Origin of the sequence: Pseudomonas sp. KB_15 (assembly GCF_052114525.1) — a bacterium.
Lineage (GTDB): Bacteria > Pseudomonadota > Gammaproteobacteria > Pseudomonadales > Pseudomonadaceae > Aquipseudomonas.
In genome coordinates, this window is sequence record NZ_JBFREX010000007.1 from 110,096 (window position 1) to 135,157 (window position 25,062).

Below are 25,062 nucleotides of genomic sequence, written 5' to 3' on the forward strand. Positions count from 1 at the left end.
TCAACTAATCACTCTACGCGTTATGAGCTACCACCCGATCACTCTCCCCTTCCACCGCCAGCCACCACGCACCACCACGCTGCGGATGCATCAAGTTGAACGCCTCACCCATCTGCGGTGTGGTGATCGATACGTTGCGCTCCCAGGCCAGGGCCAGGATGCGATCGAAGGGTTCGTACCAGGCGTGCATCGACAGGTCGAACGTGCCGTTGTGGATCGGCAGTAGCCAGCGCCCCTTTAGGTCGAGGTGGGCTTGCAAGGTTTGTTCAGGCTGCATGTGCACATGCGGCCAGTCGACGTTGTAGGCACCGGTTTCCATGAGGGTCAGGTCGAATGGACCGTACTGTTCGCCGATGCGTTTGAAGCCGTCGAAGTAGCCGCTGTCGCCGCTGAAGAAGATGCGTGTGTCGCCGTCGATCATCACCCACGAGGCCCAGAGGGTGCTGTTGCTGTCGAACAGGCCACGGCCGGAGAAGTGCTGCGACGGGGTGGCGATGAACTGGATGCCATCGACTTCCGTGCCTTGCCACCAATCCAGTTGGCGGACTTTGCTGGCGTCGATGCCCCACTTGATCAGGGTATCGCCTACGCCAAGTGGTGTAAGGAAGTATTTGGTCTTGTCCGCGAGCTTCAGCACGGCCTGATGATCCAGGTGGTCGTAGTGGTCGTGGGACAGGATCACCGCTTCAATCGGTGGCAATTGTTCCAGGCTGATCGGCGGCTGATGGAAACGCTTGGGTCCGGCCCATTGCACGGGCGAGGCACGCTCGGCGAAGACCGGGTCGGTGATCCAGAATTTGTCGCGCAACTTGAGCAACACCGTGGAGTGGCCCAGACGATAGACGCTGTGGTTGGGCGCAGCGATCAGTGCGGCTTGAGTCAGGGCTTGCACCGGGACGGGGGCGCTCGGGCGGGTGTTTTGCGGTTTGTGGAACAGCGCGTTCCACAGGATGCCCATGGTTTTGCCAAAGCTCAAACGTTGAACCGGCGTGAAGTTTTGATACTGCCCTTGAGCCTGTCGGGACGCTTCAGGTGTGGAGGCGTTGTCCGCCGGGGAGGAAGTTGAATTGGCCATGACTGAATGACTCCAGAAAAACCGCGCATGACGCGATTCTCCGCTTTGGGACGATAAATGGCCAAGGCACGCACGCATCAGCCGGACTTTCTATTTTTTACTGGGCAGGATTAACAAAACATTACACTGCACAGTGTAGTTTCTAGGTTGCATCAAAGTCGATGACAAGTAAACTGCTGAGTGTAATTCTCCCCTTCTTCCTGCCGAAGCGTACTTATGACAGCTCCACAGCGCCTCACCGACCGAAAACGCCAAGCGATCATTCAAGCCGCGATCAACGAATTCCGTGACAACGGTTTCGAAATCACCAGCATGGACAAGATTGCGGCCACTGCCGGCGTGTCGAAGCGCACGGTGTACAACCACTTCCCCAGCAAGGAAGAGTTGTTCACCGAAATCCTCAATCAGTTATGGATCCGGGTGACGGCAGAACAGGAAACGTCCTACCGTCCCGACTTGCCGTTGCGCGACCAATTGCGCGTATTGCTGATGGCCAAGCTGCAAATGTTGGGTGATGACAATTTTCTCGATCTGGCTCGGGTGGCGATAGCCGCGACGATTCATTCCCCGGAACGGGCGCAGGACATGGTGGCCCGGATGGGCGAACGCGAAGAAGGGCTGACGGTGTGGATTCGTGCCGCTCAGGCCGACGGTCGGTTCAAAGCCATTACCCCTGATTTTGCCGCACAGCAGGTGCAGGGGCTGCTCAAGTCATTTGCCTTCTGGCCGCAGATTTCCATGGGCAAGCCTGGCTTATCGCCCGAAGAACAACGCCAGGTGGCCGAGTCCGCGCTGGACATGTTTCTGGCCTGCTATCAATTGCAATAAATGACAATCTCGACGGCGGTGGCGAACGATTGATAGCTCTGATTTGAACGGCGCATGTGTTTCAGAATGAAACCGACACTGAGGCTATAGTGAGCCTCAGTCCCAGCGCCAGACAGAGAACATCATGACCACCACCAGCCACGAAACCGCCGCCCACGTTGATCACCTGCGTTTCCATCGCCCTCATGCCCACCTGGCGCCGACCTTTGGCAATGACAAGTTTGCCCTGCGCGCCGAAGCCTTTGCGCGGTTCTTCGGCACACCGACTTTTCTTGGCGCACAAACGCTGATCGTGGTGGTCTGGGTGTGCCTCAATCTGTCCGGTGTCACCCACTTCGATGCGTACCCGTTCATCCTGCTCAACCTGGCTTTCAGCCTGCAATCGGCCTATGCCGCGCCATTGATTCTGTTGGCCCAGACTCGTCAGGCTGCGCGGGACAAAGCCCAATCCGATGCCGATGCGCAGCACCGCGAAGCGCTGGCGACCGCCAACAGTGAGCGCCAAGCAGAAGCCGCGAAAAACAGCGCACAACTGCTGGAGCTGCTTGAACAGAACACCCGCCTCACGGAGATGACCAAAGCCCTCACCGAGCACATCGAAAACCTGACCACGGAAATGCATCAACACTTCGTGCGCAAGGATGAGCCACAGGCCTGAGCGCTTTCACGGCAGTTTCAGCGCCCGCCCCAACTCATCGAACAACGTGACCACCGAGCGCAAGGCGCGGCAGTCGGGCCGGGTCAGCAGCCACAGCGCGGTGTCGTAACCGTGCAACGGCTCGCCCAGCGGCTGTAATCCGTCGCCGATCAAAAAGTCCGGCAACGCTGCTACACCCAGCCCCGCCCTCACCAGCCCGGTAACCGAAAGCATGCTGTTGCAGCGATAGCCCGGCGTTACGCCCGGCAAGGCCTGGCGACGCCAGGTAACGGTCGGGTGATCAGGCAGGAAGTCATCCGGGGCGATCCAGGTCAATGAGGCCAGGTCTGTGGTATTGACCGATTGCAGGTATCGCTCGCTGGCGCACACGCGGTAGGCAATATCCGCCAGCCGCCGTCCCACCAGATGCTCCGGTGGCGTGCGGGTCAGGCGCAGGGCGATATCGGCATCCCGGCGGCTGAGGTTGGCAAAATCATTGGACGTGCTGAGCTCGAGCGTCAGCGCCGGATAGTTCGGCATGAACTGCGCCAGCGCCGGCAACAGCAATTCTTGCAGGACCGAATCGGTACAGGTCAGGCGCACGATGCCGCTGATCACTTCACCGCCCAGCTCCACACCGATGCGCGCCGCCTCCAGCGCCTGCTCAGCGCGCTCGGCCTGCTCGGCCAGGGACTGCGCCAGGGTGGTGGGCAGGTAACCGGCGCGGCTTTTTTCGAACAGTTGCTGACCCAGCGCAGCCTCCAGCCGGCGCACCGCGCGAAACACCGTCGAGACATCCACCTTCTGCAGCTGCGCGGCCCGAGCCAGGGAGCCGCCGCGCACCAGGGCGAGGATCAGGGCCAGGTCCGGGTAGTCCAGTCGATAGTGCGTTGCTGCATTGATCACTTGGGAAAACGCCAATATTGAGTGCGTGAACGCCAATCTATAGTGGGCCTCAGGAATCAACAAGTGCCGAGGCCCCTCATGGAAACCAGTCAGATTCGCATCGCCCTGATCGGCGACTACGACCCGCAAGTCGCCGCCCACCAAGCCATTCCCATCGCCCTCGAAATGATCGCCGGACACACTGGCCTGAACCTGCAATGGCAGTGGCTGGCCACCGATGAAATCCACGCCGAGACACCACTGCACACATTCGATGGCTTCTGGTGTGTACCGGCCAGCCCGTATCGCAACATGGACGGCGCCTTGCTGGCGATCCGTTTTGCCCGCGAACAACAGCGACCTTTCCTCGGCACCTGCGGCGGTTTTCAACACGCCGTGCTGGAATATGCGCGCAATGTGCTGGGCTGGTCGGATGCCGAACACGGCGAGACGGCGCCCGATGCAGCACGGGCGCTGCTGACGCCATTGTCGTGCGCGCTGGTAGAGGCCGTCGATTCCATTCATTTGACTGAAGGCTCGCTGATCGCACAGGCGTACGAAAGCGCTGAGATTCGTGAGGGCTATCGCTGTCGCTATGGGGTGAATCCACAGTTCGAAGGGGAGCTGCTCAAGCGCGAGCTGCACGCCGTCGGCCACGATTCGGAAAAGGGACTGCGCGCGGTCGAACTCAGCGGCCATCCATTCTTTGTCGCGACCTTGTTTCAGCCCGAACGAGCAGCGCTCAAGGGCATCTTGCCGCCGTTGGTGAGCGCCTTTGTCGAAGCCTGTGCGGGGCGCTCCTCATGATCGCCGATACACCAGCGGCGCCTTATTACGCGGTGATCTTCACCTCGGTGCGCACCGAGGGCGATTTGGGATACGCCGAAGCGGCTGCGCGAATGCTGGAACTGGCCCGTGAACAGCCGGGGTTTCTCGGGGTGGAATCGGCTCGGGGCGAAGGTGGGCTGGGAATAACCGTGTCGTACTGGGCCAGTGAAGCGGCAATCCTGGCGTGGAAGCATCATCCGGAACACAGTGCGATTCGCGAGCGTGGGCGCTCGACCTGGTATGCGCGGTGTCATACGCGGGTGTGCCGGGTTGAGCGGGCCTACGGGTTCAGCCGGTAAATGATGCGGTGTTCTTCAGGCCGCCTTCGCGGGCAAGCCCGCTCCCACAGTGTTTTGTGTCGGGTACATGACTTGCGTACACCCACACACCCTGTGGGAGCGGGCTTGCTCGCGAAGAGGCCAGTCAAATCACCGCAAAAACTCAACCCTGAACCAAACTGCGAACCGCCGAAATCTCCGGCACTTCCCGCCGGTTCATGTACACCCGCAACGGCTCGGTGATGTTGATCCGGTCATCGATGTTCTGGTCCAGCAGCAACTGAATCAATTCGCGCTTGAGCGTCATGGTCTGCCCGGGCCCCGCGGCCCAGACGAATTCGCTGGCAGGGATGATGCCGTCGTCCGCCACGTCCATGCCGAACGAGTCTTCGCTGAAGCGAACGATGTAGTGGCCGGTCTTGCGGTTGAGGCCGACGAAGCCTTTGAGTTGGTCGGCAGCCTGGCAGATGAGCCGGGAAGTGATGCGCATGGTAAACCCCGCAATGGTGATCGTTGGTTTGCACGCAGGGCCTGCGTTTCCCTCTGCCGGGGAAATTGCAGGGCCCAAGCGTACTGCAAACAAGCGCACGAAAACGCTGACGAACATCAGCTTTAAACAGGTTTATGTCGGTCTCGCGATAGCGCCTGCAAAGATCAATTGTTAAAAGGGACCGCACATTCATTGCGAAAGGATCTCGACCATGCCTGCAACCTTTACTAAAAGCACCTTGTTACTGAGCCTGTTGCTCAGCCTGGGCCTCAGCCAGGCACAGGCCGCCAGCGAACCTGATCCCACGGCACTGGCAACCCGTTTGGGTATTCCACATCCGGCGGTGATCGCTCACCGTGGCGCATCGTTCGATGCGCCGGAATCCACCGCCGCCGCCTACAAACTGGCCCGCGACCTGGGCGCCGATTACCTGGAACTGGATCTGCAGCGCAGCAAGGATGGCGTGCTGTTTGCCCTGCACGACAACAACCTGCAACGCACCACCGATGTCGCCAGCAAATTCCCCGAGCGCAAAGACAGCCCGGCCAACGCGTTCACCATGGCCGAACTGAAAACCCTGGATGCAGGCAGCTGGTTCAATGCCGCGTACCCGGATCGCGCACGACCTGCCTTCGCCGGTCTGAAGATTCTGACCCTTGATGAAATCATCGACATCGCCGAGGGCAACGCCCTGCACAAGCCCGGGCTGTACATCGAGACAAAGGAGCCCAAGCAGTTTCCCGGCATCGAACACGACCTCAAGGAAAAACTTCAGGCCCGAGGCTGGCTGAGCCCGACGGAGTCGAAGCTGGCGAAAAGCGAGCTGGCGGTCGGTCAGGGCAATGGCAAGGTGGTCCTGCAAACCTTCGAGAAGAGCAGTCTCGAACTGCTGCAAAAAGAGATGCCGMARGTGCCGAAAATCCTTTTGCTGTGGGTGGGTGAAGGCAGTATCGAGCCCAAGTCCAAAGTGACCTTTGCCGAGTCCGGCGAGAAGGATAAAGCCGCCTACTACGCCAGACAGGAACCGAAGGACCACGCCGAATTCCAGCACTGGGTCGACTACGCCAAGGCCCAGGGCGCCATCGGCACCGGCCCGTCCGCCGCACTGACCCAGGGTGGCGACCAGAGTTACTCGGACCTGGTGCAACCGTGGATGAACCAGTACACCCACAACCAGGGCCTGCTGGTGCACGTCTACACCATCGACGATGCCGTGGATTACCAGAAAGTCATGGACGCCGGTGTCGACGGTATTTTCACCAATCGCGCCAGCGAGTTGTTGAAGTTCTATAAACGCCCGGCGGCGGCCAGCGTGGCGCAATTGCTGCAGAACAACGGGTATTGATGTGTTGTTGCACAAAACCTGTGGGAGCGAGCTTGCTCGCGATAGGGCCTTGAGCTTCAACATCAACGTTGACTGACACTCCGCTTTCGCGAGCAGGCTCGCTCCTACCGGAATTGATGCAGGACATGTCGAGGGTTTTAAGGGTGGATTAAGTTACACAAGCTAGCCTGGTCCCACTTGAACAGATCACCCAAGGAAAGAAGCCCATGAAGACCCTGACTGCTTTGTTTACCGCTGCAACCCTGACCCTCATCGCGGGTCTGGCCCAGGCCGATGTCCGGGTCGATGAGATCCCGCAACTGGTCAAGGACGGCAAGATCAAGCCGCTGGAAGATCTGAACAAGATCGCACTGGATCTGCACCCGGGTGCAACGATCACCAAAACCGAACTGGACAACTACTTCAACGGTTACGAGTACGAAGTCGAACTGCGTGACGCCAAGAACCTCGAGTGGGATGTGGACATYGATGCCTCCAACGGCAAGGTCCTGAAAAACAAACAGGACACTTGATCCTGAAACGCACAAAAGCCGCACGATTGAGAAGTCGTGCGGCTTTTGTGCATCCTGGATTCAAGCGCTCAGGCGCGCCGTCACCTCATTCAACTGCCCCGACAAACCGTGCAGGTTATTGCTGGCCGCTTCAGTGCGCTGCACGTTGTCCAGATTGGTGCTGGCGATGCTGGTGATCTCGGTGAGGTTGCGCGAGATGTCTTCGGCCACCGAGGTCTGTTCTTCGGCAGCGGTGGCGATCTGGCGGTTCATGTCGCGGATGGCTTCCACGGCCAGGGTGATGCGTTCAAGCATGGCGCCGGCCTCGGTCACTTGCTGCACGCTTTCTTCGCTGCGCGACTGACCGCTTTCAATCGCCTGGGCCGCTTCGATTGCACCGGTCTGCACGGTCTGGATGATCTGGTTGATCTCGATGATCGACGCCGCCGTGCGCTGGGCCAGGCTACGCACCTCATCGGCCACCACCGCGAAACCGCGTCCGGCCTCACCGGCACGAGCCGCCTCGATGGCTGCGTTGAGCGCCAGCAGGTTGGTCTGCTCAGCGATGCCGCGAATCACTTCCAGGACCTTGCCGATGCGCCCGCTATCGGTTTCCAGTTGGCGGATGACCGTGGCGGTGTTGGCGATTTCGCCACGCATCCGGGTGATGGTGTGGATGGTGCCCTGCATGACTTTCTCGCCCTGCTGGGCGGACTGGTCGGCATCGTCGGCCGCCCGCGCCGCTTCGGCGGCATGACGGGCGACTTCCTGTGCGGTAGCGGACATTTCGTTCATCGCCGTGGCCACCTGGTCGGTGCGGTTGAACTGCTCGTTGGTACCGCCGGCCATCACGGTGGCGATCGAGTTCAACTCACCGCTGGCGCTGTCCAGGTCCGAGGCGCTGCGCTGCAAACGACTGAAGGTTTCGGCAAGGAAATCGCGCAGGGTGTTGGCGGCCATCGCCAGTTTGCCCAACTCGTCCTGACGGGTGCTGGCCACGCGCTCGGCAAAACGACCCTGGCTGAGTTGCGCCACGTATTCGATCAGTTTGCGGATCGGCTCGACCAGGTTGCGGTTGACCAGCCACAGGCTCAGCAGACCGATCAGCAGCCCCGACACCAGCATCACAACAAGCCCCAGCAACACCGTGCGATCGGCACTGGCATTGATCAATGTCGATTGCTCGGCGCCCTGCTTGCGTAGCTCGCTGACCAGTTCACTCATCTGATCGCTGACCGCGCGGTCCACGCCCTTGACCGCCGTGTCGCCCGCCGTCGGGTCACCACCGGCGGCCACGAACGCGTCCCGGCCCTTCTGATAGGCCGCGCCCAACTGGCGATGTTCGTCACGCAGGCGCTCGATGCGGCGCTTGAGTTGCGGTTCGATGCCCTTCTGCCCGGCCAGTTCGCCGAGGATGTTTTGCACGTCGCGCTGACGGTCTTCGAATTGCCCCCAGTACTTGCCCAGGTCCGCCGGTTGCTTGCCACGCAACAGTACGTTTTTCCATTCCTGCACCTGCACCTTGAATTGCAGGTTGGCTTCATCGATCAATTGCGAGGTATGCAACGGGCCTTCGATCAGATTGGCGTAGCTCTGCACGCCGCTGGACAGGAAGTGAAAGCACGCCAGGGCGATCAACAGCATCGCCAGCAGGCTGCCGCTCAGCAGGGCGAGAATTTGTGCTCTCAGGGACTTTTGCAAAAGCATCGGATGGTACTCATGACAGGAATGAGGCACGCCCCGGTAAGGCGTGAAAGGTGTCCGGACATCCCTGTCTGCGATCACGGCCGAAGCCTGCGCCGCGCAACTCAACCCAAGCGTGATCGGCGAGACAGAGCGATTCTTGAGAGCATTCCGACCGCCGGTAGAGCATTCGTTAGCGTTATTTTCCTGTCACAAAAACGTCATCCCGGCTTGCGATGATGCCGCTCAAGTGAACCCGTAAACCAGCCACAACGTGTCCGTAGCAGCTGGCGAAGCCTGCGTTCGGCTGCGTAGCAGTCGTGAAATCAGGCAATGCATTTCCATTGGAAGACCGCGTGTTCAAGTTGACGACTGCTGCGTCCGAACGCGGCCCGAGCCGAACGCAGGCTTCGCCAGCTGCTACACAAGAGCGATAGAGCCCTCCCCTTGCGAGTCCTCATGAACCACAGCATCGATCAAAGCCATCGCGACACGGATCTGTTCGGCCTGCTTTACGGTTTCAGCTTTCGCCCCGGTGAGGCCGGTCGGGAAATCAATTCCGCCGAGGCCTTGCAGTACCTGCAACAACCGCAAAGCGACGAGCAATTTCTCTGGCTGCACCTGAACCTCGCCCATGCCGCGTGCGAACGCTGGATGAAGAGTCATCTGGAATTGCCCGAGGAGTTTTTCGAAGCGCTGCACGAAGGCTCACGCTCGACGCGCATCGAGCATGTCGATTCGGCGCTGCTGGCGGTGGTCAACGACGTGGTGTTCAACCTCAGCAACCTGGTGTCGTCGGATGTCTCGACGCTGTGGGTATGCGCCCGCAGCCGGCTGATCATCAGCGCCCGCCTGCAACCGCTGCACTCGGTGGACAAACTGCGCTCGTCGGTGAAGGCCCGGGAATGCTTTCKCTCCCCGTTGGAGCTGCTGGTGCATCTGTTGCGCGACCAGGGTGAAGTGCTGACCCAGATCGTGCGCAAGACCAGTCAGAGTGTGGATCAGATCGAAGATGAATTGCTCTCTTCGCGGCTGTCGACCAACCGTGCTGAACTGGGCGCCAATCGTCGGGTACTGGTGCGTTTGCAACGGCTGCTGGCGCTGGAGCCGGGCTCGTTGCTGCGCCTGCTCAACCGGCCGCCGCAATGGCTGCAAAAGGAAGACGTGAAAGAGCTGCGCAAATCCACCGAAGAGTTTGCGCTGATCATCAACGACCTCACAGCGCTGGGTGAGCGGATCAAGCTGTTGCAGGAAGAGATCGCCGCCAATATCAACGAACAGACCAACCGCACGCTGTTCACCCTGACGGTGGTGACAGTGCTGGCGCTGCCGATCAACATCATCGCCGGTTTCTTCGGCATGAACGTCGGCGGCATTCCGCTGGCCGGTGATCCGGAAGGTTTCTGGATCCTGGTGGCGCTGGTCGCGACCTTTACCGTGATCGCAGGGCGCTGGGCGTTTCGCAAGCAGCAGGATTATTGAACATCCCTGCAACTCTGTAGGAGCGAGCCTGCTCGCGATGAGGTCAGTTCATCCAACATAAATGTTGGCTGTCGGGACGCTATCGCGAGCAGGCTCGCTCCTACAGGGTTAAGTGCTCGGCTTCAGATCAGCGGGCTGCAAAAAACCCAAACACTGATCCAGAGCAGTCTCCCTGTAACAATTGGCAACGATTATCACTGATACTCCTTCCCTCCTCAGGAATGTCCGTGATGGCTACGCCCTCCTTCACCGCCGCCCCGGCGCCGGCCAGTAGTGCCAAACCGCAATTCGACAAAAAACCCGGCCTGCTCACCATCGTGGTGTTTTTTGCCGTGCTGGCCATCGGCTTGTTGTTTACCGCTTACAGCCTGATGCACGACATGAACGAACTCGGCACGGTGGTGACCACCTGGACGCCGTTCCTGCTGCTGGGCGTGGCGCTTTTGATCGCCCTGGGCTTTGAGTTCGTCAACGGCTTCCATGACACCGCCAACGCAGTGGCCACGGTGATTTACACCAACTCGCTGCCGCCGAACGTTGCGGTGGTCTGGTCCGGTTTCTTCAACTTCCTCGGGGTGCTGCTGTCCAGCGGCGCGGTGGCGTTCGGCATTATTGCCCTGCTGCCGGTGGAGCTGATCCTGCAAGTCGGCTCGTCGGCCGGTTTCGCGATGATCTTCGCCCTGCTGATCGCAGCGATCCTGTGGAACCTCGGTACCTGGTGGCTGGGGCTGCCGGCGTCGTCATCGCACACCCTGATCGGTTCGATCATCGGGGTCGGCGTGGCCAACGCCCTGATGCATGGCCGCGACGGCACCAGCGGTGTGGACTGGGCCCAGGCAACCAAGATCGGTTATGCGCTGCTGCTCTCGCCACTGGTCGGTTTCGGCTGTGCCGCGCTGCTGTTGCTGGCCCTGCGCGCGTTCGTCAAGAATCGTGCGCTGTACAAGGAGCCAAAGGGCGAGACCCCGCCGCCATGGTGGATTCGCGGCCTGCTGATCGTGACCTGCACCGGCGTGTCCTTCGCCCACGGTTCGAACGACGGCCAGAAAGGCATGGGCCTGATCATGCTGATTCTGGTGGGCACGCTGCCGATGGCTTACGCACTGAACCGCACCATGCCGGCCGATCAAGCGCTGCAGTTCGCAGCGGTCGCCGAAGTGACCCAGCAAGCGCTGGTCAAGGCGGCTCCCCTGCCGGCCCCGGCCGACCCGCGCGCGGTGCTGTCCGAATACGTGCGCAGCAAGGAAGCGACCTCGCAACTGGTGCCGGCGCTTGCTGCGCTGACCGGCAGCATCGGTGCCCAGGTCAAGGGTTATGGCTCGCTGTCGAAAGTCCCGGCCGAGGCCGTGGGCAACGTGCGTAACGACATGTATTTGAGCAGCGAAACCATTCGCCTGATGGACAAGAACAAGGTCGGCAATTTCGACGCCGACACCAACGGCAAGCTGCAATTGTTCAAGCAACAGATCGACAACTCCACGCGGTTCATTCCGTTGTGGGTGAAAATCGCCGTGGCCATCGCCCTGGGCCTGGGCACCATGGTCGGCTGGAAGCGCATCGTGGTGACCGTCGGCGAGAAAATCGGCAAGACCCACCTGACCTACGCCCAGGGCGCCTCGGCAGAAACCGTGGCGATGCTGACCATCGGCGCCGCCGACATGTTCGGCCTGCCGGTGTCGACTACCCACGTGCTGTCCTCGGGCGTGGCCGGGACCATGGTCGCCAACGGTGGCGGCTTGCAGATGAAGACCATCCGCAACCTGCTGATGGCCTGGGTGCTGACCTTGCCGGCGGCGATCCTGCTGTCGGGTAGCTTGTACTGGTTGTTCACCCAACTCTTCTAAACACCGCAATTCCCTGTGGGAGCGAGCTTGCTCGCGATGAGGCCCTGTCAGCCAACAGAGATGTTGTATGAAAGACCGCCATCGCGAGCAAGCTCGCTCCCACAGGGCCCTGGGCCTGTCTCAGACTTCTGAGCGGATCACTTCCCCCAGCCAATCCATGAACACCCTCACCCGCAACGGCAAATGCCGCTGCCGGGCATAGAGCAGCGACGCCTCCATGGACGGCGCATTGAACGGCGACAACACCTCGACCAGTTCACCGCTTTGCAGGTATTGCCGCATGCCCATTCTCGGCGCCTGAATCAGGCCGAAACCACCCACGCATGCAGCCTCATAGGCATCGGTGCTGTTGACCGTGACACTGCCGGCCATCGGCAGTCGCTGCACCTGCCCCTTGTCGACGTACACAAAGCCTTCCGAACGCGCGCCCAAAACGCCGACGTAGTGCACCAGCCGATGCCGTGCCAGATCCTCCAGCCGCTCAGGCACGCCATAGCGCTGCAAATACGCAGGGCTGGCGCAGTTGACCATGGTGAAGTCACACAGCTGTCGTGCCACCACCGATTGATCCGGCTGGGCGCCGATGCGCAGCACGCAATCGAAGCCTTCGGCGAGCAGATCGACCCGGCGGTCGGTGCTGCTGATTTCCAGTTCAAGCAGCGGGTGCCGCGCCATGAACTCCGGCAGGCGCGGCATCACCACCCGACGAGCGAGAATGTTCGGCAGGTCGATGCGAATGCGCCCGACCAGCGACGCCTCGTCCTGGCGAAACAAACCCTCGATTTCGTCCATGTGCGACAGCAGATCCTTGCTGCGCTCATACAACACCAGGCCATCCTGGGTCGCCTGCACTTTACGCGTGGTGCGTTGCAACAGCCGTGTTCCGAGCAATGCCTCCAGTGCCTGCACATGCTCCGACACCGTTGATCGAGGCAGGCCCAGGCTTTCTCCGGCCAGGGTGAAACTCGACATCTCGCTGACACGGATAAAGGTGCGCAACAGTTCCAGTTTGTTCATCAGCCTGCTCATTAATTGTTCGGATTATCCGACCAGTGATTCCGGTTTAACTCTGTTTATCACCCCTCAGCGGATAAATAAACTTCCTCACATCAACCGCCCACTGCACCTGAGGAAGTCCCATGAACCGTAAAATCGCACTGATCACCGGCGCCAGCCGCGGCCTCGGCAAAAACGCAGCCCTGCACCTGGTCGCCCAAGGCATCGACATCATCGGCACCTATAACAGCCGCGCCGATGAGGCGCAGGCTCTGGTGGCCGAGATTGAAAGCCTGGGCGGTCGCGCCGCCATGCTGCAACTGGACGTTGCCCGGAGCGAGCATTTCGGCGCCTTCGGCAGCGAAGTCGCGAAGGTCCTGCAGAGCCACTTCGGGCGCGAGCGCTTCGATTTTCTGGTCAACAACGCCGGGATCGGCCTGCACGCCAACTTCGTCGACACCACCGTCGAACAGTTCGATCTGTTGGTGAACATCCAACTCAAGGGGCCGTTTTTCCTCACGCAGACCTTGTTGCCATTGCTCAATGACGGCGGCCGCATCGTCAACATTTCCAGTGGCCTGACCCGTTTCAGCCTGCCGGGCCACAGCGCCTACGCGGCGATGAAAGGCGCGATGGAAGTGTTGACCCGCTACCAGGCCAAGGAACTCGGCGCGCGCAACATCGCGGTGAATATCCTCGCACCGGGTGCGATTGAAACCGATTTCGGCGGTGGCGCCGTGCGCGACAACCCCGGGTTGAACACGCTGGTGGCGAACAACACCGCCCTGGGTCGCGCCGGTTTGCCGGATGACATCGGCGCCGCGATTGCGCTACTGCTGGCGCCGGGCAGCCAGTGGATCAATGGCCAGCGTATCGAGGCGTCGGGGGGGATGTTTTTGTAACACGAGTAACGACGGCTGTTGGAAAACCCTGTGGCGAGGGAGCTTGCTCCCTCGCCACAAAAAGCCTGGCTCACGCGCTACTCAGCAAACCTCGCGAGTCATCAACACCCGCTCCCGAACCACGTCATACCCCCAGTGGTAGACATAGGTGTACGGCAGGAAGAACAGCAACACGCCGATGTCCAGCAGGAACGCCTGCCACAGGCTGACACTCAGCCACCAGGCAATCAGCGGCACGCCAAGGGCGACCAGTCCGCCTTCGAACAACAAGGCATGCACGACACGAACCCAGGCGTTGTGGGCGATGGCGAAGCGCTTGAGCACTCGGTCGAACATACCGTTGAAGACCACGTTCCAGGCGAGGGCCAGAGCGGCGATGAGGACGGTGACCGTGCCCATTTCCAGCATCGGTTTCTTCATGATCCAGGCCAGCAACGGGGTACAGATCAGGATGGCCAGCAGTTCGAAACCGATGGCTTGGAAAATACGTTCAGTAATGGACTTGTTGGCGCTCATGGCCAGACTCCCTTGAGTGACTGTGGTTGCCATGATCGGTCATCACGCCGATACTTCATAACCAATAACCATCGATCAAGGCGATAGTTCATGGCTTCTCACGAAGTGTTGCTGGCGTTTGTCGAAGCGGCAACCCAAGGCTCGTTTTCCGCTGCGGCGCGCAAGCTGGGCCGCAGCCAGTCGACCATCAGCGCGGCAGTGGCCAGCCTGGAAATCGATCTGAACCTGACGTTGTTCGACCGCAGCAGCCGCAAACCCGGACTGACCCCGGCCGGGCACGTCATGCTGCAACGGGCCGAAGACATCCTGGCCGCCACCAGTCGCCTGGAAATGACCGCCCGCCAACTGTCCCAAGGGGTGGAAGCGAAACTGACGGTGGCGCTGTCCGATACCTATCAATCGGACCGCTTCGAGGCGTCACTCAGCGCCTTCGAACAGCGTTACCCCGACCTCGAACTGGAATGCCTGATCGCCGAATGCGATGACCTGATGTCACTGGTGCAAAGCGGCCGGGCGCACATGGCCTTTGCCGAAATGCAGGACAGCTACCCGCCGGACCTGGTCAGCTCGACGGTGGACGAGCGCACGGAAATCGCCTTGTTCGTGTCCCCGGCACACCCGTTGGCGACGCTGGACTACGTCGATCAGGACGTACTGCAGCAGCACCGTGAGCTACGTCTGGCTACCATCATCAATCCCTATGAAAGTCGGGCCAAGGGCCGCGTCTGGTCGGCGCCGAGTTATCTGATGCTGCTGGAAATGGCCCAGGGTGGATTTGGCTGGGCGCCATTGCCGCGATGGCTGGTCGAGCGGTTCGGACCCGGCACGCTGCAGGAACTGGTGGTGCGCGGCTGGCCGAAAACGGTGTCGGTGGATGCGTTGTGGTCGCGGCTGAATCCGCCGGGGCCGGCGGGGAGCTGGTTGCTGGGCAAGATGCTGGAATAGCGGCGCGGCCATTCGCGAGCAAGCCCGCTCCCACAGGTATCGAGTACGCCATCAATCCCTGTGGGAGCGGGCTTGCCCGCGAAGAGGCCCGCAAGGTCACATCAACCTAACGCTTGCAACCGCGCCTCGATAAACCGCCGCTCCGGCTCTTGCCGGGTCAGCTCCAGCGCCCGTTCCCACGCCTCTCGCGCTTCTTGCTTGCGGCCCAGTTGCCGACAAAACTCCGCCCGCGCCGAATGCGCCAGGTGGTAATCCAGCAGTTCACCCCGCCCCAGAATGGCGTCGACCAACGTCAGCCCCGCCAGCGGCCCATCCCTTTGCGAAATCGCCGCCGCACGATTCAACTCGATCACCGGTGACGGCACCACCCTCAGCAGGACGTCATACAGGCCGACAATCTGCGGCCAATCGGTTTCCCCCGCCGTCGAGGCTTCAGCATGCACCGCCGCGATCGCCGCTTGCAGGCAATAGGGTCCGAATCGCCCCATGCCCAGCGCGTGCTCGATCAGCGCGCAGCCTTCAGTGATCAACCCGGCGTCCCACAGCGAACGGTCCTGCTCGTCCAGGACAATCAGCTCGCCGCTCGCGGAAGTCCTGGCCGGGCGTCGCGACTCGTGCAGCAGCATCAACGCCAGCAAACCCATCACCTCAGGCTCCGGCAACAGTTCCACCAGTAACCGACCGAGACGGATCGCTTCGCGGGTCAATTCCTCGCGGATCAGTTCGACCCCGACGGACGCCGAATAACCCTCGTTGAACACCAGATAAATCACCCGCAATACACTGTCCAGGCGCTCGGGCAACTCAGCCAGCGTCGGCACTTGATAAGGGATTTTCGCGTCGCGGATCTTCGCTTTGGCGCGCACGATGCGCTGGGCGATGGTGGCCGGGGCCGAGAGAAAGGCCCGGGCGATTTCTTCCGTGGTCAGGTCGCAGACTTCCCGCAGCGTCAGCGGCACTTGCGCGTCCGCCGCCAGGGCCGGGTGGCAACAAGTGAAGATCAGCCGCAGGCGATCGTCTTCCACGTCTTCATCACTCCAGTCTGCCTGCTCCAGCTCTTCCAGTTGCGCGATCAGCAAGGGCTGCGACGCGGCAAAACGCGCACGCCGACGCAAGGCATCGATGGCCTTGAAGCGCCCGGTGGACACCAGCCAGGCCCGCGGATTGTCCGGCACGCCGTCACGCTGCCAACGCTCGACCGCGATGAAAAACGCCTCGTGCAAGGCTTCTTCGGCGAGGTCGAAATCCCCCAGCAAACGAATCAGAGTCGCGAGAATCCGCCGCGAGTCTTCGCGGTAGACCCGCTCGACCTGCGCCTGAACCGGCAGCCCCGGCATCTTAAGGATTCAACTGCCGAACGGGGCGCACTTCGACACTGCCGACCCGGGCCGCCGGAATGTTCCCGGCGACCTGGATGGCTTCGTTGAGGTCCCTGGCATCGATCAGGTAAAAGCCGGCCAACTGCTCCTTGGTTTCAGCGAATGGCCCGTCGGTGATCGACATCTTGCCGTTGCGCATGCGCACGGTGGTGGCGGTCTGCACCGACTCCAGCGCCTCGGCGGCGACCATCCGGCCACTGCCCTGGATCGACTCGGCATAGGCCATGCACTCTTCGTCCTTCGGGCTTTCCGGCAGCGAATGCAGCAGGCGCTCATCGCTGTAGACCAGGCATAGATACTTCATCACGCTCTCCTTATCGAACGATCAACTATGGTCGCTGATTGGCATTCCGGCTCGGCTTCCCGACGATCAGGGTTTGAGATCGAACAGCGTCGCACCGCTGGTCATGTCGAACGGTGCCGACCAATGTTCGTGGACTATCTGCCACAGCCCGGCTTCCTGTCGATAGCACTGCGAGACACGCATCCAGCAGGCCTGGGTTTCGCCCTTGTCGTTGGTGCCACCGCAATGGGCCAGCCAGTGAGCGAACGCAATTTCCTGGGACGGCTCGATGGTGATTTCGTGGAATTCGAAGATGTGCGGGCCGGGGCACATTTCCATGCAGGCCTGCCAATGCGCGCGATACGCCGGCTTGCCTTTGAATTGCAGGGCCTTGACCGCGTCGAAGGAGACGATGTCATCGGCATACAGGGCCATGACTTTTTCAATGTCCTTGGTCATGACCGCCTGACGATAGTTCTCGATGAGGTTCTGGATCTGGGTTTGCGAGTTCATGGTGGTTCTCCGTGGTTTTTATAGTGAAGACACCCTTAGTCGTCCGGCGATCCGGCAAATCGACAGGTGAAATAAAAATAATCCAAACGACCAGACTCGCTAGAATCCGAGACTCATTTATGCAGGAAAAAGGACACTCCAGTGACAGCCCGACTCGTGCCCTATGAAAGCCTGAACACGCTGCAGCGCCAACAGGTCGAGGCCATCGAAGTGCATCCGGAGCAAATCAGGTTCTCCGGTGATATCCACGGCGCCCTGCACACCCTGTTGTCCCGGCCCGGCCCCGGCGTCAAGGGCTTCGCCCTGCTGGCCGAGGATGTTCCCGTCGCGTTCCTGCTGCTCAAGCGCCCGCCGGTGTTGCCGGCCTGGGCCGATGAACGCAGCGCCACGCTGCATGCCCTGCAAGTCGACCAACGCGCCCAAGGCAAGGGCTTCGGCAAGGCCTGCCTGCAAGCGCTGCCCGAGGCGGCACGCCTGGCCTGGCCGGAAATCAGGGGGCTGGAGTTGTCGGTGGATGCCGACAACGAAGCCGCCATCGCGCTGTATGCAAGGTTTGGCTTTGTTGACAGCGGCGAGGCGTACAAGGGGCGGATCGGTTATGAACGGCGGATGGGGTTGGTGTTTTGAACACGGCCCCCACCAACACCACAAAACCACTGTGGGAGCGAGCTTGCTCGCGATAGCGGATGATCAGTCGACATCTTTGTTGAATGTTACGCCGCCATCGCGAGCAAGCTCGCTCCCACAGAGGATCTATGTCGGGTCAGAGTTCGAGCATCATCTCATGCCACGCCATGCCGCCATGGTCGGATGCCGAAGGCTTGACGTAGGCAAAGCCAAAACCGGCATACAACGGAATATGCCGCTCCTTGCACATCAGGTTGATGCTGACCTTGCCCATCGCGCGCATGCGCTCGATGAATTCGCCCATCAGGCGCTTGGCCAGGCCTTGCCCCTGATAATCCGGGTACACCACCACCGACATGATCACCACGTGCGGCCCGGCCGGGTCGTGGCCGATCAGTTCCTTGAACGCCTCGTCCGACATTTCCACCTGGAACGCCGCACCGGAATTGATGAAACCGGCGACCACGCCGTCCACTTCCGCCACGATAAAACCCTCGGGCCAGGTGGCGATGCGGGTGGCGATCTTCTCGCGGGTGGCGGCTTCGTCACCTTCATAGGCAACGGTTTCGATGGCAAAGCAGCGGTCCAGATCGGCGGGGGTGACGTTGCGGATGACGGTGTTCATGGCAGCTCGGGATCAGCATGGGAAAGGCCGGGAATGATAAATCAGCCGCCGTGGGACATCGAGAGACGAATCGGCTGATCCGCCTCTCGATGCACGTGTCACGCCTTGATCGGCAGCCAGATTTCCAGCTTGCCGGTGTTGAGCTTGGGGTTGAAGTCTTCGCTGTAGCGTTCGAATTCCGGGGCGTCCAGCGCCTGGTGCCCGGACTGTGGCAGCCAGGTGTCGAAGATGTAGCGAAAGGTTTGTGGCAAGGTGTCCAACGCCCCCTTGTGTTCGAACACCGCGTATAGCTGCGGCTGCACCTCCACCCAGCGATAGGTTTCCGGCAAGTCGTCGAGTTTACTGATCTCGACGCCAGCGATGTAATCGAAGCCGCCCTTGCCGTCAAAATTGCAGCAGACGCCGTAGGTGACTTCGCCTTTTTGCCCCGGAATACGGCCCAGATGCGGGATGAATTTTTCCCAGAGCTCGGGAATGCCTTGGGTGGTTTGCTGGGTGAATCGACCGCCCAGCCCTGCAATCAGCAGGAAATGCCCATGTTCGAAGCGCGGTTGCGTCAGTTCGACGCGTGCTAACTCATCCATGACTCGACTCCTGACACATAAAATGGGTTCGGCTGGGAGTATAGAAGCCAAACCCGATTCGCCCAATTACAGCGCGTGCAATTGCTCGACGGCAGCGGCACCGACGAACTCGTTATAGCCAGATAGAATCACGTAGACCGCGAAATAGCAGAAGATCGCCGCCGATGCCATGTAGGAGTAACGCAGCAATTTGTCGCCGAGCAACTTGCCGCCGTGGCTCGCGGCAAAGCACAGCCCGACACACCAGAGAATCCCCGCGCAGAGAAAACCGCCGAGAAACAGTGCCGAACTGAGGGCGCCACCGCCACCGGAACGAGCGATCAGCGTGCCACCCACCGCAGCGAACCAGAGAATCGCACTGGGCGACGACATGGCCAGGAAAATCCCGCGAAAGAACTCTTTGCGATAGGAGTTGTGTCCCACCTCGGCCGATTGCGCCAGCACCGCTTCGTGGTGAATCGCCGAATAGATCATCTTCGCCGCGAAGTACACCAGCAGCGCCGAACCACCGATCCACAACACCCAACGCACGCTTTCGTATTGCAGCAACACGGTCATGCCGGCCAGCGCCAGCACCGCGTAGATCAGGTCGCCGACGCAGGTCCCGAGGCCCAGGGCAAAGCCCTGGAAATAGCCGCGTTGCATGGCCAGGGTGATCATCGCGATGTTGGCCACGCCGATATCCAGGCACAGCGAGAGGCTCAGCAAGAAGCCGCTGGTAAATTCCATCGAACCCTATCCTTCGGACAAATTTGTTTACTTTGAGGCTGGACAGTCTGCCACAGCTGCCCTTACATTCCGCCACAGGTCACCGCAGTGACCTGCGTCGCTCGGACGGTTCCGGGCGCTTACGTTATCCGAGGCAACAATGGCCGAACAAGGTTCGCCGCGCCGCTTTGCGCGCATAGATCGACTCCCCCCTTACGTTTTCAACATCACTGCCGAGCTGAAGATGGCCGCCCGTCGTCGTGGCGAAGACATCATCGACTTGAGCATGGGCAACCCCGACGGCGCCACGCCGCCGCACATTGTCGAAAAACTCGTTACTGTCGCCCAGCGCGAAGACACCCACGGTTACTCCACGTCCAAGGGTATTCCGCGCCTGCGCCGGGCGATCTCCAACTGGTACAAGGACCGCTACGAGGTCGACATCGACCCGGAAAGCGAAGCCATTGTCACCATCGGTTCCAAGGAAGGCCTGGCGCACCTGATGCTGGCCACCCTGGATCAGGGCGACACCGTGCTGGTACCGAACCCGAGCTACCCGATCCACATCTACGGTGCCGTGATTGCCGGCGCCCAGGTGCGCTCGGTGCCGCTGATTCCTGGCGTGGATTTCTTCGCTGAACTGGAACGGGCCATTCGCGGCTCGATCCCGAAACCGAAGATGATGATTCTCGGCTTCCCGTCCAACCCCACCGCCCAGTGCGTGGAGCTGGATTTCTTCGAGCGCGTCATCGCCCTCGCCAAGCAGTATGACGTGCTGGTGGTGCACGACCTGGCCTACGCCGACATCGTCTACGACGGCTGGAAAGCCCCGTCGATCATGCAGGTGCCGGGGGCCAAGGACATTGCGGTGGAGTTTTTCACCCTGTCCAAGAGCTACAACATGGCGGGCTGGCGCATCGGCTTCATGGTCGGCAACCCGGAGCTGGTCAACGCCCTGGCACGGATCAAGAGCTACCACGACTACGGCACCTTCACCCCGCTGCAAGTGGCGGCGATTGCGGCGCTGGAAGGCGATCAGCAATGCGTGCGCGACATCGCCGAACAGTATCGGCAGCGCCGCAACGTGCTGGTCAAGGGCCTGCATGAACTGGGCTGGATGGTGGAAAACCCGAAAGCTTCGATGTACGTCTGGGCGAAGATTCCCGAGGCCTATGCACATCTAGGGTCGCTGGAATTCGCCAAGAAACTGCTGGCCGAAGCCAAGGTGTGTGTCTCGCCGGGTGTCGGGTTTGGCGAGTACGGCGATGATCATGTGCGCTTTGCACTGATCGAAAACCAGGACCGGATTCGCCAGGCCGTGCGCGGGATTCGCGGGATGTTCCGGGCGGATGGGCTAGTACAGAAAACCAACGCCTGACATAAAAACCTGTGGGAGCGAGCTTGCTCGCGATGGCGGTGGATCAGTAAACATTGTTGTTGGATTTGATACCCTCATCGCGAGCAAGCTCGCTCCCACAGTGAACTGTGTTCAGTCTTGAAATCGATCACCCACAAAAAAACCGCATCGCTGCGGTTTTTTTGTGCCTGCTGAATCGCTTAGACGAACAGCGACAACAACAGAATAAAGCCCAGGCCTAACTGACAACACATAACATTGTGGGAGCGGGCTTGCTCCGGGCGGCGATCCGACGAATGCGGTATATCAAACAACATCTTGGTTGACTGACACGACGCTTTCGCGAGCAAGCCCGCTCCCACATTTGAATTGTGTTCACCCACAAAATCATCACCCCAAAAAAAACCGCATCGCTGCGGTTTTTTTGTGCCTGCTGAATCGCTTAGACGAACAGCGACAACAACAGAATGAAGCCCAGGCCTACCACCGACAGGATGGTTTCCATCGCGGTCCAGGTCTTGAACGTTTCGGCCACGGTCATGTTGAAGTACTGCTTCACCAGCCAGAAACCGGCGTCGTTGACGTGAGACAGGATCAACGAACCGGCACCGGTGGCCAGCACCAGCAGCTCACGGTTCACACCCGGAATCATCCCCACCACCGGCACCACGATGCCGGCGCCGGTAATGGTCGCCACGGTCGCCGAACCGGTTGCAATACGGATCACCGCCGCCACCAGCCAGGCCAGCAGGATCGGCGAGATCTGCGCGGCCACCGCCATGTGGCCGATCACGTCACCCACACCGCTGGTCACCAGCATCTGCTTGAAGCCACCACCGGCACCGATGATCAGGATGATCGCGGCGGTCGGCGCCAGGCTCGCATCCAGCCATTTCAGGATCTGTTGGGAACCGATGCCCTGCTTGTGGCCGAAGGTGTACAGCGACAGCAGCAACGCCAGCAGCAGCGCCGAGATCGGGTGACCGATCAGGTCCATGAAGGTGCGGAAGAAGTTGCCGTCCGGCAGCACTACGTCGGCAAMGGTCTTGAGCAACATCAGGAACACCGGCGACAGCACGGTGACCAGGGTGATGCCAAAACTCGGCAGATCGGCGGAATCCGACTCGCGCGCCAGTTGATCCACCAGCTCCTGATTCGGATGGCCGGGGATGTGCTTGGCAATGAACGTACCGAAGATCGGACCTGCAATGATGGCCGTCGGCAGCGCCACGATCAGGCCGTACAGAATGGTTTTGCCGATGTCGGCACCGAACACGCCGATGGCCAGCAACGGCCCCGGGTGCGGCGGCACCAGGCCGTGTACCGCGGACAGACCGGCCAGCAACGGGATACCGATCTTGATGATCGACACGCCGGTGCGGCGGGCCACGATGAACACCAGCGGAATCAGCAACACGAAGCCGATTTCGAAGAACAACGGAATGCCGACCAGGAACGCGGCGAACATCATCGCCCACTGCACCTTGTCCTTGCCGAAGGCGCGGATCAACGTCTGTGCAATCTGATCCGCACCGCCCGATTCGGCCATCATTTTGCCGAGCATCGTGCCCAGCGCGAGGATGATACCGACAAAACCAAGTACGCCACCGAAGCCGTCCTGGAACGCCTTGATGATGGTGCCGATCGGCATGCCGGAGGTCAGCCCGAGGAAAGCGGCGGCAATGGTCAGGGCAATGAACGGGTGGAACTTGAACTTGGTGATCAGGACGATAAGCCCGATCACCGTGACCACTGCATCGAGCAGCAGGAACGTCTCGTGGGACATGCCAAACATTGGGGGTGTCTCCTGGTTGTTGTTGTTATTGAAGCGGGTTAGTCAGAAGCCGTGAGGACAGCGCTGTCTTTGTAAACACAGTCATACCGCCTGCTTCAGGCCGTGCGCCTGCCACCAGACATGAGCCTGGGCAGCCAGTTGCTCGACGCTATGGGTCGAAGCATCCAGCGCCAGGGTCAACGGCTCGCCCACGGGCGATTCGAGGGTGGCGAACTGGCTGGCGATCAGGGTCGACGGCATGAAGTGGCCCGGCCGATGGGACACACGGTCGGCGGCCACTTCGGGGGTCAGCTCGAGGAACACGAAGCCCAGGCCCGGCAAGGCACTGCGCAGACGTTCGCGATAGATGTGTTTGAGCGCCGAACAGGTCAGCACCGGGCGCTGGCCCTTGGCGTCGACACGGCGCAGTTCATCGCACAGGCTGTCGAGCCAGCCGGCGCGGTCTTCGTCGTTCAGGGGGATCCCCGCGCTCATCTTTTCGATATTGGCGGCAGGGTGGAAAGAGTCGCCTTCAATGGCCGTGGCGCCGCTCAGTTGGCACAGGGCCTCGCTGACGCACGTTTTGCCGCAACCGGCAACGCCCATGATGACCAGGGCGGTGATGGGATGATTCATGTAACACCTCAGCGCGCAGACAGCGCTACCTTTGCCAGTTATGACACTAGACCAAAAGCAGTAGTTGCCGACGCCTTTCTTGTCATTTTATGGGTTGCAGCAGGTTAGGTCCCGATACCAAAAAGCGAGGATCAGGCGAACCCTCGCTCACGCATTTGCAGCTGCATCAAGACAGCGCTACCTTAGTGCCTTGAATTTTGTTTGGCAAGCCGTCGATGAACCCAACCAAGAACGATAAAAATACCCGCACCACTGGCCGCCCTACCCTGAACGAAGTAGCCCGCCTGGCCGGCGTCAGTCCGATTACCGCGTCCCGCGCCCTGCGCGGCGTCAGCACCGTGGCCACCGAACTGGTGGAAAAGGTGCAGAAAGCGGCGCTGGAACTCAACTACGTGGTCAACCCTGCCGCCCGCGCCCTGGCCTCGGCCCAGAGCCAGTCAGTCGTGGTTTTGGTGCCGTCGCTGTCCAACCTGCTGTTCATCGACACCCTGGAAGCCATTCATCAGGTCCTGCGGCCCAAGGGCTTCGAAGTGCTGATCGGCAACTTCCACTATTCGCGCGATGAAGAAGAAAACCTGCTGCGCAATTACATGGCGTATCAGCCGCGCGGTTTGTTGCTGACCGGTTTCGACCGCACCGAAAGTTCGCGGCGGATGATCGAAGCCAGCAATATTCCTTGCGTGTACATGATGGAGCTGGACAGTGCGGCCGGGCTCAATTGCGTGGGTTTCTCGCAACTGGCCGCTGGCGAAACGGCGGCCGAGCACCTGCTGTCCCGTGGTCGCAAACGCCTGGCCTACATCGGTGCACAGCTGGATCAGCGTACGTTGCTGCGCGGCGAAGGCTTCCGCAAAGCCCTGCAAAAGGCCGGTTTGTATGACCCGGACCTGGAAGTGTTGACGCCACGCTCTTCCTCGGTTGGCCTGGGCGGCGAGCTGTTTTTGCAACTGCTGGCCAGTCACCCCGATGTCGATGCGATCTTCTTCGGCAACGACGACCTGGCCCAGGGCGCCCTGCTCGAAGCGATGCGACACGGGATCAAGATCCCCGAGCAAGTGGCGATCCTCGGCTTCAATGACCTGCCCATGTCCGAGCACATGGTCCCGCGCCTGAGCAGCATCAACACCCCGCGCGAAGCCATTGGCCGGCGCGCGGCAGAGCAGATGCTGACACTGATGGCCGGCAATACCGTGGCCAGGCCGGTGCAGGACATGGGGTTTGAGTTGAAGGTGCGCGAGAGTACCTGATGTGACGAGCAGGCTCGCTGAACACACTGTTGTGTAGCAGCTGGCGAAGCCTGCGTCCGGCTGCGAAGCAGTCGTAAAACCCGGGCACTCGATCTTCCTGAATG

Annotated in this window: 27 protein-coding genes; 13 read left to right on the plus strand and 14 right to left on the minus strand. The window is 60.6% G+C overall.

What is annotated here, in order from left to right:
• Positions 1-13: 13 nt before the first annotated feature.
• Positions 14-1,075, minus strand: a complete 1,062-nt coding sequence (locus tag AB4Z35_RS10600) for an MBL fold metallo-hydrolase (RefSeq protein WP_442096941.1) — start codon at positions 1,073-1,075, stop codon at positions 14-16.
• Positions 1,076-1,291: 216 nt separating this feature from the next.
• On the opposite strand from AB4Z35_RS10600, the gene AB4Z35_RS10605 reads away from it, so the two are divergent.
• Positions 1,292-1,903, plus strand: a complete 612-nt coding sequence (locus tag AB4Z35_RS10605) for a TetR/AcrR family transcriptional regulator (RefSeq protein ID WP_442096943.1) — start codon at positions 1,292-1,294, stop codon at positions 1,901-1,903.
• Between the two features lie 124 nt (positions 1,904-2,027).
• The gene (locus AB4Z35_RS10610) at positions 2,028-2,561 is read left to right on the plus strand and encodes a DUF1003 domain-containing protein (protein WP_442096945.1); all 534 of its coding nucleotides are present in this window, start codon (positions 2,028-2,030) and stop codon (positions 2,559-2,561) included.
• 6 nt (positions 2,562-2,567) lie between these two features.
• Here AB4Z35_RS10610 and AB4Z35_RS10615 read toward each other — a convergent pair whose 3' ends face one another.
• Positions 2,568-3,509, minus strand: a complete 942-nt coding sequence (locus AB4Z35_RS10615) for a LysR family transcriptional regulator (RefSeq protein WP_442096947.1) — start codon at positions 3,507-3,509, stop codon at positions 2,568-2,570.
• A 15-nt stretch (positions 3,510-3,524) separates the two neighbouring features.
• Here AB4Z35_RS10615 and AB4Z35_RS10620 point away from each other — a divergent pair, with 15 nt between their 5' ends.
• Together AB4Z35_RS10620 and AB4Z35_RS10625 are read left to right on the plus strand one after the other, a co-directional pair.
• Positions 3,525-4,232 (plus strand): CTP synthase C-terminal region-related (seleno)protein, encoded by a 708-nt coding sequence (locus tag AB4Z35_RS10620; protein WP_442096990.1) that lies wholly within the window; start codon positions 3,525-3,527, stop codon positions 4,230-4,232.
• Positions 4,229-4,552 carry an antibiotic biosynthesis monooxygenase family protein gene (locus AB4Z35_RS10625; RefSeq protein WP_442096949.1) on the plus strand — a complete coding sequence of 108 codons (324 nt, stop codon included), beginning with the start codon at positions 4,229-4,231 and terminating at the stop codon, positions 4,550-4,552. Before AB4Z35_RS10620 ends, AB4Z35_RS10625 begins: the two co-directional genes overlap by 4 nt.
• Positions 4,553-4,694: 142 nt before the next feature.
• Here the strand turns inward: AB4Z35_RS10625 and AB4Z35_RS10630 are convergent, their stop codons facing one another.
• Positions 4,695-5,021, minus strand: a complete 327-nt coding sequence (locus AB4Z35_RS10630; protein ID WP_442096951.1) for a DUF2025 family protein — start codon at positions 5,019-5,021, stop codon at positions 4,695-4,697.
• Between the two features lie 211 nt (positions 5,022-5,232).
• Between AB4Z35_RS10630 and AB4Z35_RS10635 the strand changes: the two genes are divergently transcribed.
• Positions 5,233-6,366, plus strand: a complete 1,134-nt coding sequence (locus AB4Z35_RS10635; RefSeq protein WP_442096953.1) for a glycerophosphodiester phosphodiesterase — start codon at positions 5,233-5,235, stop codon at positions 6,364-6,366.
• A 206-nt stretch (positions 6,367-6,572) separates the two neighbouring features.
• Positions 6,573-6,878: a PepSY domain-containing protein gene (locus AB4Z35_RS10640; RefSeq protein WP_007998894.1), complete on the plus strand. Its 306-nt coding sequence runs from the start codon at positions 6,573-6,575 to the stop codon at positions 6,876-6,878.
• Positions 6,879-6,938: 60 nt separating this feature from the next.
• Here the strand turns inward: AB4Z35_RS10640 and AB4Z35_RS10645 are convergent, their stop codons facing one another.
• Complete coding sequence (locus AB4Z35_RS10645) at positions 6,939-8,564, minus strand: methyl-accepting chemotaxis protein (RefSeq protein ID WP_442096956.1); 1,626 nt, start codon at positions 8,562-8,564, stop codon at positions 6,939-6,941.
• Between the two features lie 435 nt (positions 8,565-8,999).
• On the opposite strand from AB4Z35_RS10645, the gene AB4Z35_RS10650 reads away from it, so the two are divergent.
• A complete protein-coding gene (locus AB4Z35_RS10650; RefSeq protein ID WP_442096958.1) occupies positions 9,000-10,022 on the plus strand; it encodes a transporter in 1,023 nt (340 codons plus the stop codon).
• 230 nt (positions 10,023-10,252) lie between these two features.
• Positions 10,253-11,866 (plus strand): inorganic phosphate transporter, encoded by a 1,614-nt coding sequence (locus tag AB4Z35_RS10655; protein ID WP_007997754.1) that lies wholly within the window; start codon positions 10,253-10,255, stop codon positions 11,864-11,866.
• Positions 11,867-11,986: 120 nt separating this feature from the next.
• On the opposite strand, the gene AB4Z35_RS10660 is transcribed toward AB4Z35_RS10655, so the two are convergent.
• Entirely contained in the window at positions 11,987-12,883 is an 897-nt protein-coding gene (locus AB4Z35_RS10660; protein ID WP_442096960.1) for a LysR family transcriptional regulator, read from the minus strand.
• Between the two features lie 122 nt (positions 12,884-13,005).
• On the opposite strand from AB4Z35_RS10660, the gene AB4Z35_RS10665 reads away from it, so the two are divergent.
• The gene (locus AB4Z35_RS10665; RefSeq protein WP_442096962.1) at positions 13,006-13,764 is read left to right on the plus strand and encodes an SDR family NAD(P)-dependent oxidoreductase; all 759 of its coding nucleotides are present in this window, start codon (positions 13,006-13,008) and stop codon (positions 13,762-13,764) included.
• 81 nt (positions 13,765-13,845) lie between these two features.
• Here the strand turns inward: AB4Z35_RS10665 and AB4Z35_RS10670 are convergent, their stop codons facing one another.
• Entirely contained in the window at positions 13,846-14,280 is a 435-nt protein-coding gene (locus AB4Z35_RS10670) for a multidrug/biocide efflux PACE transporter (RefSeq protein WP_442096964.1), read from the minus strand.
• 90 nt (positions 14,281-14,370) lie between these two features.
• Here AB4Z35_RS10670 and AB4Z35_RS10675 point away from each other — a divergent pair, with 90 nt between their 5' ends.
• A complete protein-coding gene (locus AB4Z35_RS10675; protein ID WP_442096966.1) occupies positions 14,371-15,225 on the plus strand; it encodes a LysR family transcriptional regulator in 855 nt (284 codons plus the stop codon).
• A 101-nt stretch (positions 15,226-15,326) separates the two neighbouring features.
• On the opposite strand, the gene AB4Z35_RS10680 is transcribed toward AB4Z35_RS10675, so the two are convergent.
• The 3 genes from AB4Z35_RS10680 to AB4Z35_RS10690 all read right to left on the minus strand — a co-directional run bounded on the left by AB4Z35_RS10680 (position 15,327) and on the right by AB4Z35_RS10690 (position 17,400).
• On the minus strand, positions 15,327-16,562 hold the full coding sequence (locus AB4Z35_RS10680) for an RNA polymerase sigma factor (protein ID WP_442096968.1): 1,236 nt from the start codon (positions 16,560-16,562) through the stop codon (positions 15,327-15,329).
• A 1-nt stretch (position 16,563) separates the two neighbouring features.
• Positions 16,564-16,908 carry a YciI family protein gene (locus AB4Z35_RS10685; protein ID WP_007985194.1) on the minus strand — a complete coding sequence of 115 codons (345 nt, stop codon included), beginning with the start codon at positions 16,906-16,908 and terminating at the stop codon, positions 16,564-16,566.
• A 66-nt stretch (positions 16,909-16,974) separates the two neighbouring features.
• Positions 16,975-17,400, minus strand: a complete 426-nt coding sequence (locus AB4Z35_RS10690) for a YybH family protein (protein ID WP_007997765.1) — start codon at positions 17,398-17,400, stop codon at positions 16,975-16,977.
• 141 nt (positions 17,401-17,541) lie between these two features.
• Here AB4Z35_RS10690 and AB4Z35_RS10695 point away from each other — a divergent pair, with 141 nt between their 5' ends.
• On the plus strand, positions 17,542-18,027 hold the full coding sequence (locus AB4Z35_RS10695) for a GNAT family N-acetyltransferase (protein ID WP_442096971.1): 486 nt from the start codon (positions 17,542-17,544) through the stop codon (positions 18,025-18,027).
• Positions 18,028-18,163: 136 nt separating this feature from the next.
• Here the strand turns inward: AB4Z35_RS10695 and AB4Z35_RS10700 are convergent, their stop codons facing one another.
• From AB4Z35_RS10700 to AB4Z35_RS10710, 3 genes are all read right to left on the minus strand, one after another.
• Positions 18,164-18,652, minus strand: coding sequence for a GNAT family N-acetyltransferase (locus AB4Z35_RS10700; protein WP_442096973.1), 489 nt, complete (start codon positions 18,650-18,652; stop codon positions 18,164-18,166).
• 98 nt (positions 18,653-18,750) lie between these two features.
• The gene (locus AB4Z35_RS10705) at positions 18,751-19,236 is read right to left on the minus strand and encodes a GyrI-like domain-containing protein (RefSeq protein ID WP_442096975.1); all 486 of its coding nucleotides are present in this window, start codon (positions 19,234-19,236) and stop codon (positions 18,751-18,753) included.
• 66 nt (positions 19,237-19,302) lie between these two features.
• The gene (locus tag AB4Z35_RS10710) at positions 19,303-19,965 is read right to left on the minus strand and encodes a LysE family translocator (RefSeq protein ID WP_007997783.1); all 663 of its coding nucleotides are present in this window, start codon (positions 19,963-19,965) and stop codon (positions 19,303-19,305) included.
• Positions 19,966-20,104: 139 nt separating this feature from the next.
• On the opposite strand from AB4Z35_RS10710, the gene alaC reads away from it, so the two are divergent.
• A complete protein-coding gene (alaC, locus tag AB4Z35_RS10715; protein ID WP_442096977.1) occupies positions 20,105-21,322 on the plus strand; it encodes an alanine transaminase in 1,218 nt (405 codons plus the stop codon).
• A 421-nt stretch (positions 21,323-21,743) separates the two neighbouring features.
• On the opposite strand, the gene AB4Z35_RS10720 is transcribed toward alaC, so the two are convergent.
• On the minus strand, positions 21,744-23,096 hold the full coding sequence (locus AB4Z35_RS10720; protein WP_442096979.1) for a GntP family permease: 1,353 nt from the start codon (positions 23,094-23,096) through the stop codon (positions 21,744-21,746).
• Positions 23,097-23,177: 81 nt separating this feature from the next.
• Entirely contained in the window at positions 23,178-23,711 is a 534-nt protein-coding gene (locus AB4Z35_RS10725; RefSeq protein ID WP_007985173.1) for a gluconokinase, read from the minus strand.
• A gap of 215 nt (positions 23,712-23,926) precedes the next feature.
• Here AB4Z35_RS10725 and AB4Z35_RS10730 point away from each other — a divergent pair, with 215 nt between their 5' ends.
• On the plus strand, positions 23,927-24,958 hold the full coding sequence (locus tag AB4Z35_RS10730; RefSeq protein ID WP_442096982.1) for a LacI family DNA-binding transcriptional regulator: 1,032 nt from the start codon (positions 23,927-23,929) through the stop codon (positions 24,956-24,958).
• Positions 24,959-25,062 lie beyond the last annotated feature (104 nt).

Coding starts and splice junctions, on each gene's coding strand:
- AB4Z35_RS10600 (WP_442096941.1), bottom strand. CDS start 1,075: ATGGCCAATTCAACTTCCTCCCCGGCGGACAACGCCTCCACACCTGAA.
- AB4Z35_RS10605 (WP_442096943.1), top strand. CDS start 1,292: ATGACAGCTCCACAGCGCCTCACCGACCGAAAACGCCAAGCGATCATT.
- AB4Z35_RS10610 (WP_442096945.1), top strand. CDS start 2,028: ATGACCACCACCAGCCACGAAACCGCCGCCCACGTTGATCACCTGCGT.
- AB4Z35_RS10620 (WP_442096990.1), top strand. CDS start 3,525: ATGGAAACCAGTCAGATTCGCATCGCCCTGATCGGCGACTACGACCCG.
- AB4Z35_RS10625 (WP_442096949.1), top strand. CDS start 4,229: ATGATCGCCGATACACCAGCGGCGCCTTATTACGCGGTGATCTTCACC.
- AB4Z35_RS10630 (WP_442096951.1), bottom strand. CDS start 5,021: ATGCGCATCACTTCCCGGCTCATCTGCCAGGCTGCCGACCAACTCAAA.
- AB4Z35_RS10645 (WP_442096956.1), bottom strand. CDS start 8,564: ATGCTTTTGCAAAAGTCCCTGAGAGCACAAATTCTCGCCCTGCTGAGC.
- AB4Z35_RS10655 (WP_007997754.1), top strand. CDS start 10,253: ATGGCTACGCCCTCCTTCACCGCCGCCCCGGCGCCGGCCAGTAGTGCC.
- AB4Z35_RS10660 (WP_442096960.1), bottom strand. CDS start 12,883: ATGAACAAACTGGAACTGTTGCGCACCTTTATCCGTGTCAGCGAGATG.
- AB4Z35_RS10665 (WP_442096962.1), top strand. CDS start 13,006: ATGAACCGTAAAATCGCACTGATCACCGGCGCCAGCCGCGGCCTCGGC.
- AB4Z35_RS10670 (WP_442096964.1), bottom strand. CDS start 14,280: ATGAGCGCCAACAAGTCCATTACTGAACGTATTTTCCAAGCCATCGGT.
- AB4Z35_RS10675 (WP_442096966.1), top strand. CDS start 14,371: ATGGCTTCTCACGAAGTGTTGCTGGCGTTTGTCGAAGCGGCAACCCAA.
- AB4Z35_RS10680 (WP_442096968.1), bottom strand. CDS start 16,562: ATGCCGGGGCTGCCGGTTCAGGCGCAGGTCGAGCGGGTCTACCGCGAA.
- AB4Z35_RS10685 (WP_007985194.1), bottom strand. CDS start 16,908: ATGAAGTATCTATGCCTGGTCTACAGCGATGAGCGCCTGCTGCATTCG.
- AB4Z35_RS10690 (WP_007997765.1), bottom strand. CDS start 17,400: ATGAACTCGCAAACCCAGATCCAGAACCTCATCGAGAACTATCGTCAG.
- AB4Z35_RS10700 (WP_442096973.1), bottom strand. CDS start 18,652: ATGAACACCGTCATCCGCAACGTCACCCCCGCCGATCTGGACCGCTGC.
- AB4Z35_RS10705 (WP_442096975.1), bottom strand. CDS start 19,236: ATGGATGAGTTAGCACGCGTCGAACTGACGCAACCGCGCTTCGAACAT.
- AB4Z35_RS10710 (WP_007997783.1), bottom strand. CDS start 19,965: ATGGAATTTACCAGCGGCTTCTTGCTGAGCCTCTCGCTGTGCCTGGAT.
- alaC (WP_442096977.1), top strand. CDS start 20,105: ATGGCCGAACAAGGTTCGCCGCGCCGCTTTGCGCGCATAGATCGACTC.
- AB4Z35_RS10725 (WP_007985173.1), bottom strand. CDS start 23,711: ATGAATCATCCCATCACCGCCCTGGTCATCATGGGCGTTGCCGGTTGC.
- AB4Z35_RS10730 (WP_442096982.1), top strand. CDS start 23,927: ATGAACCCAACCAAGAACGATAAAAATACCCGCACCACTGGCCGCCCT.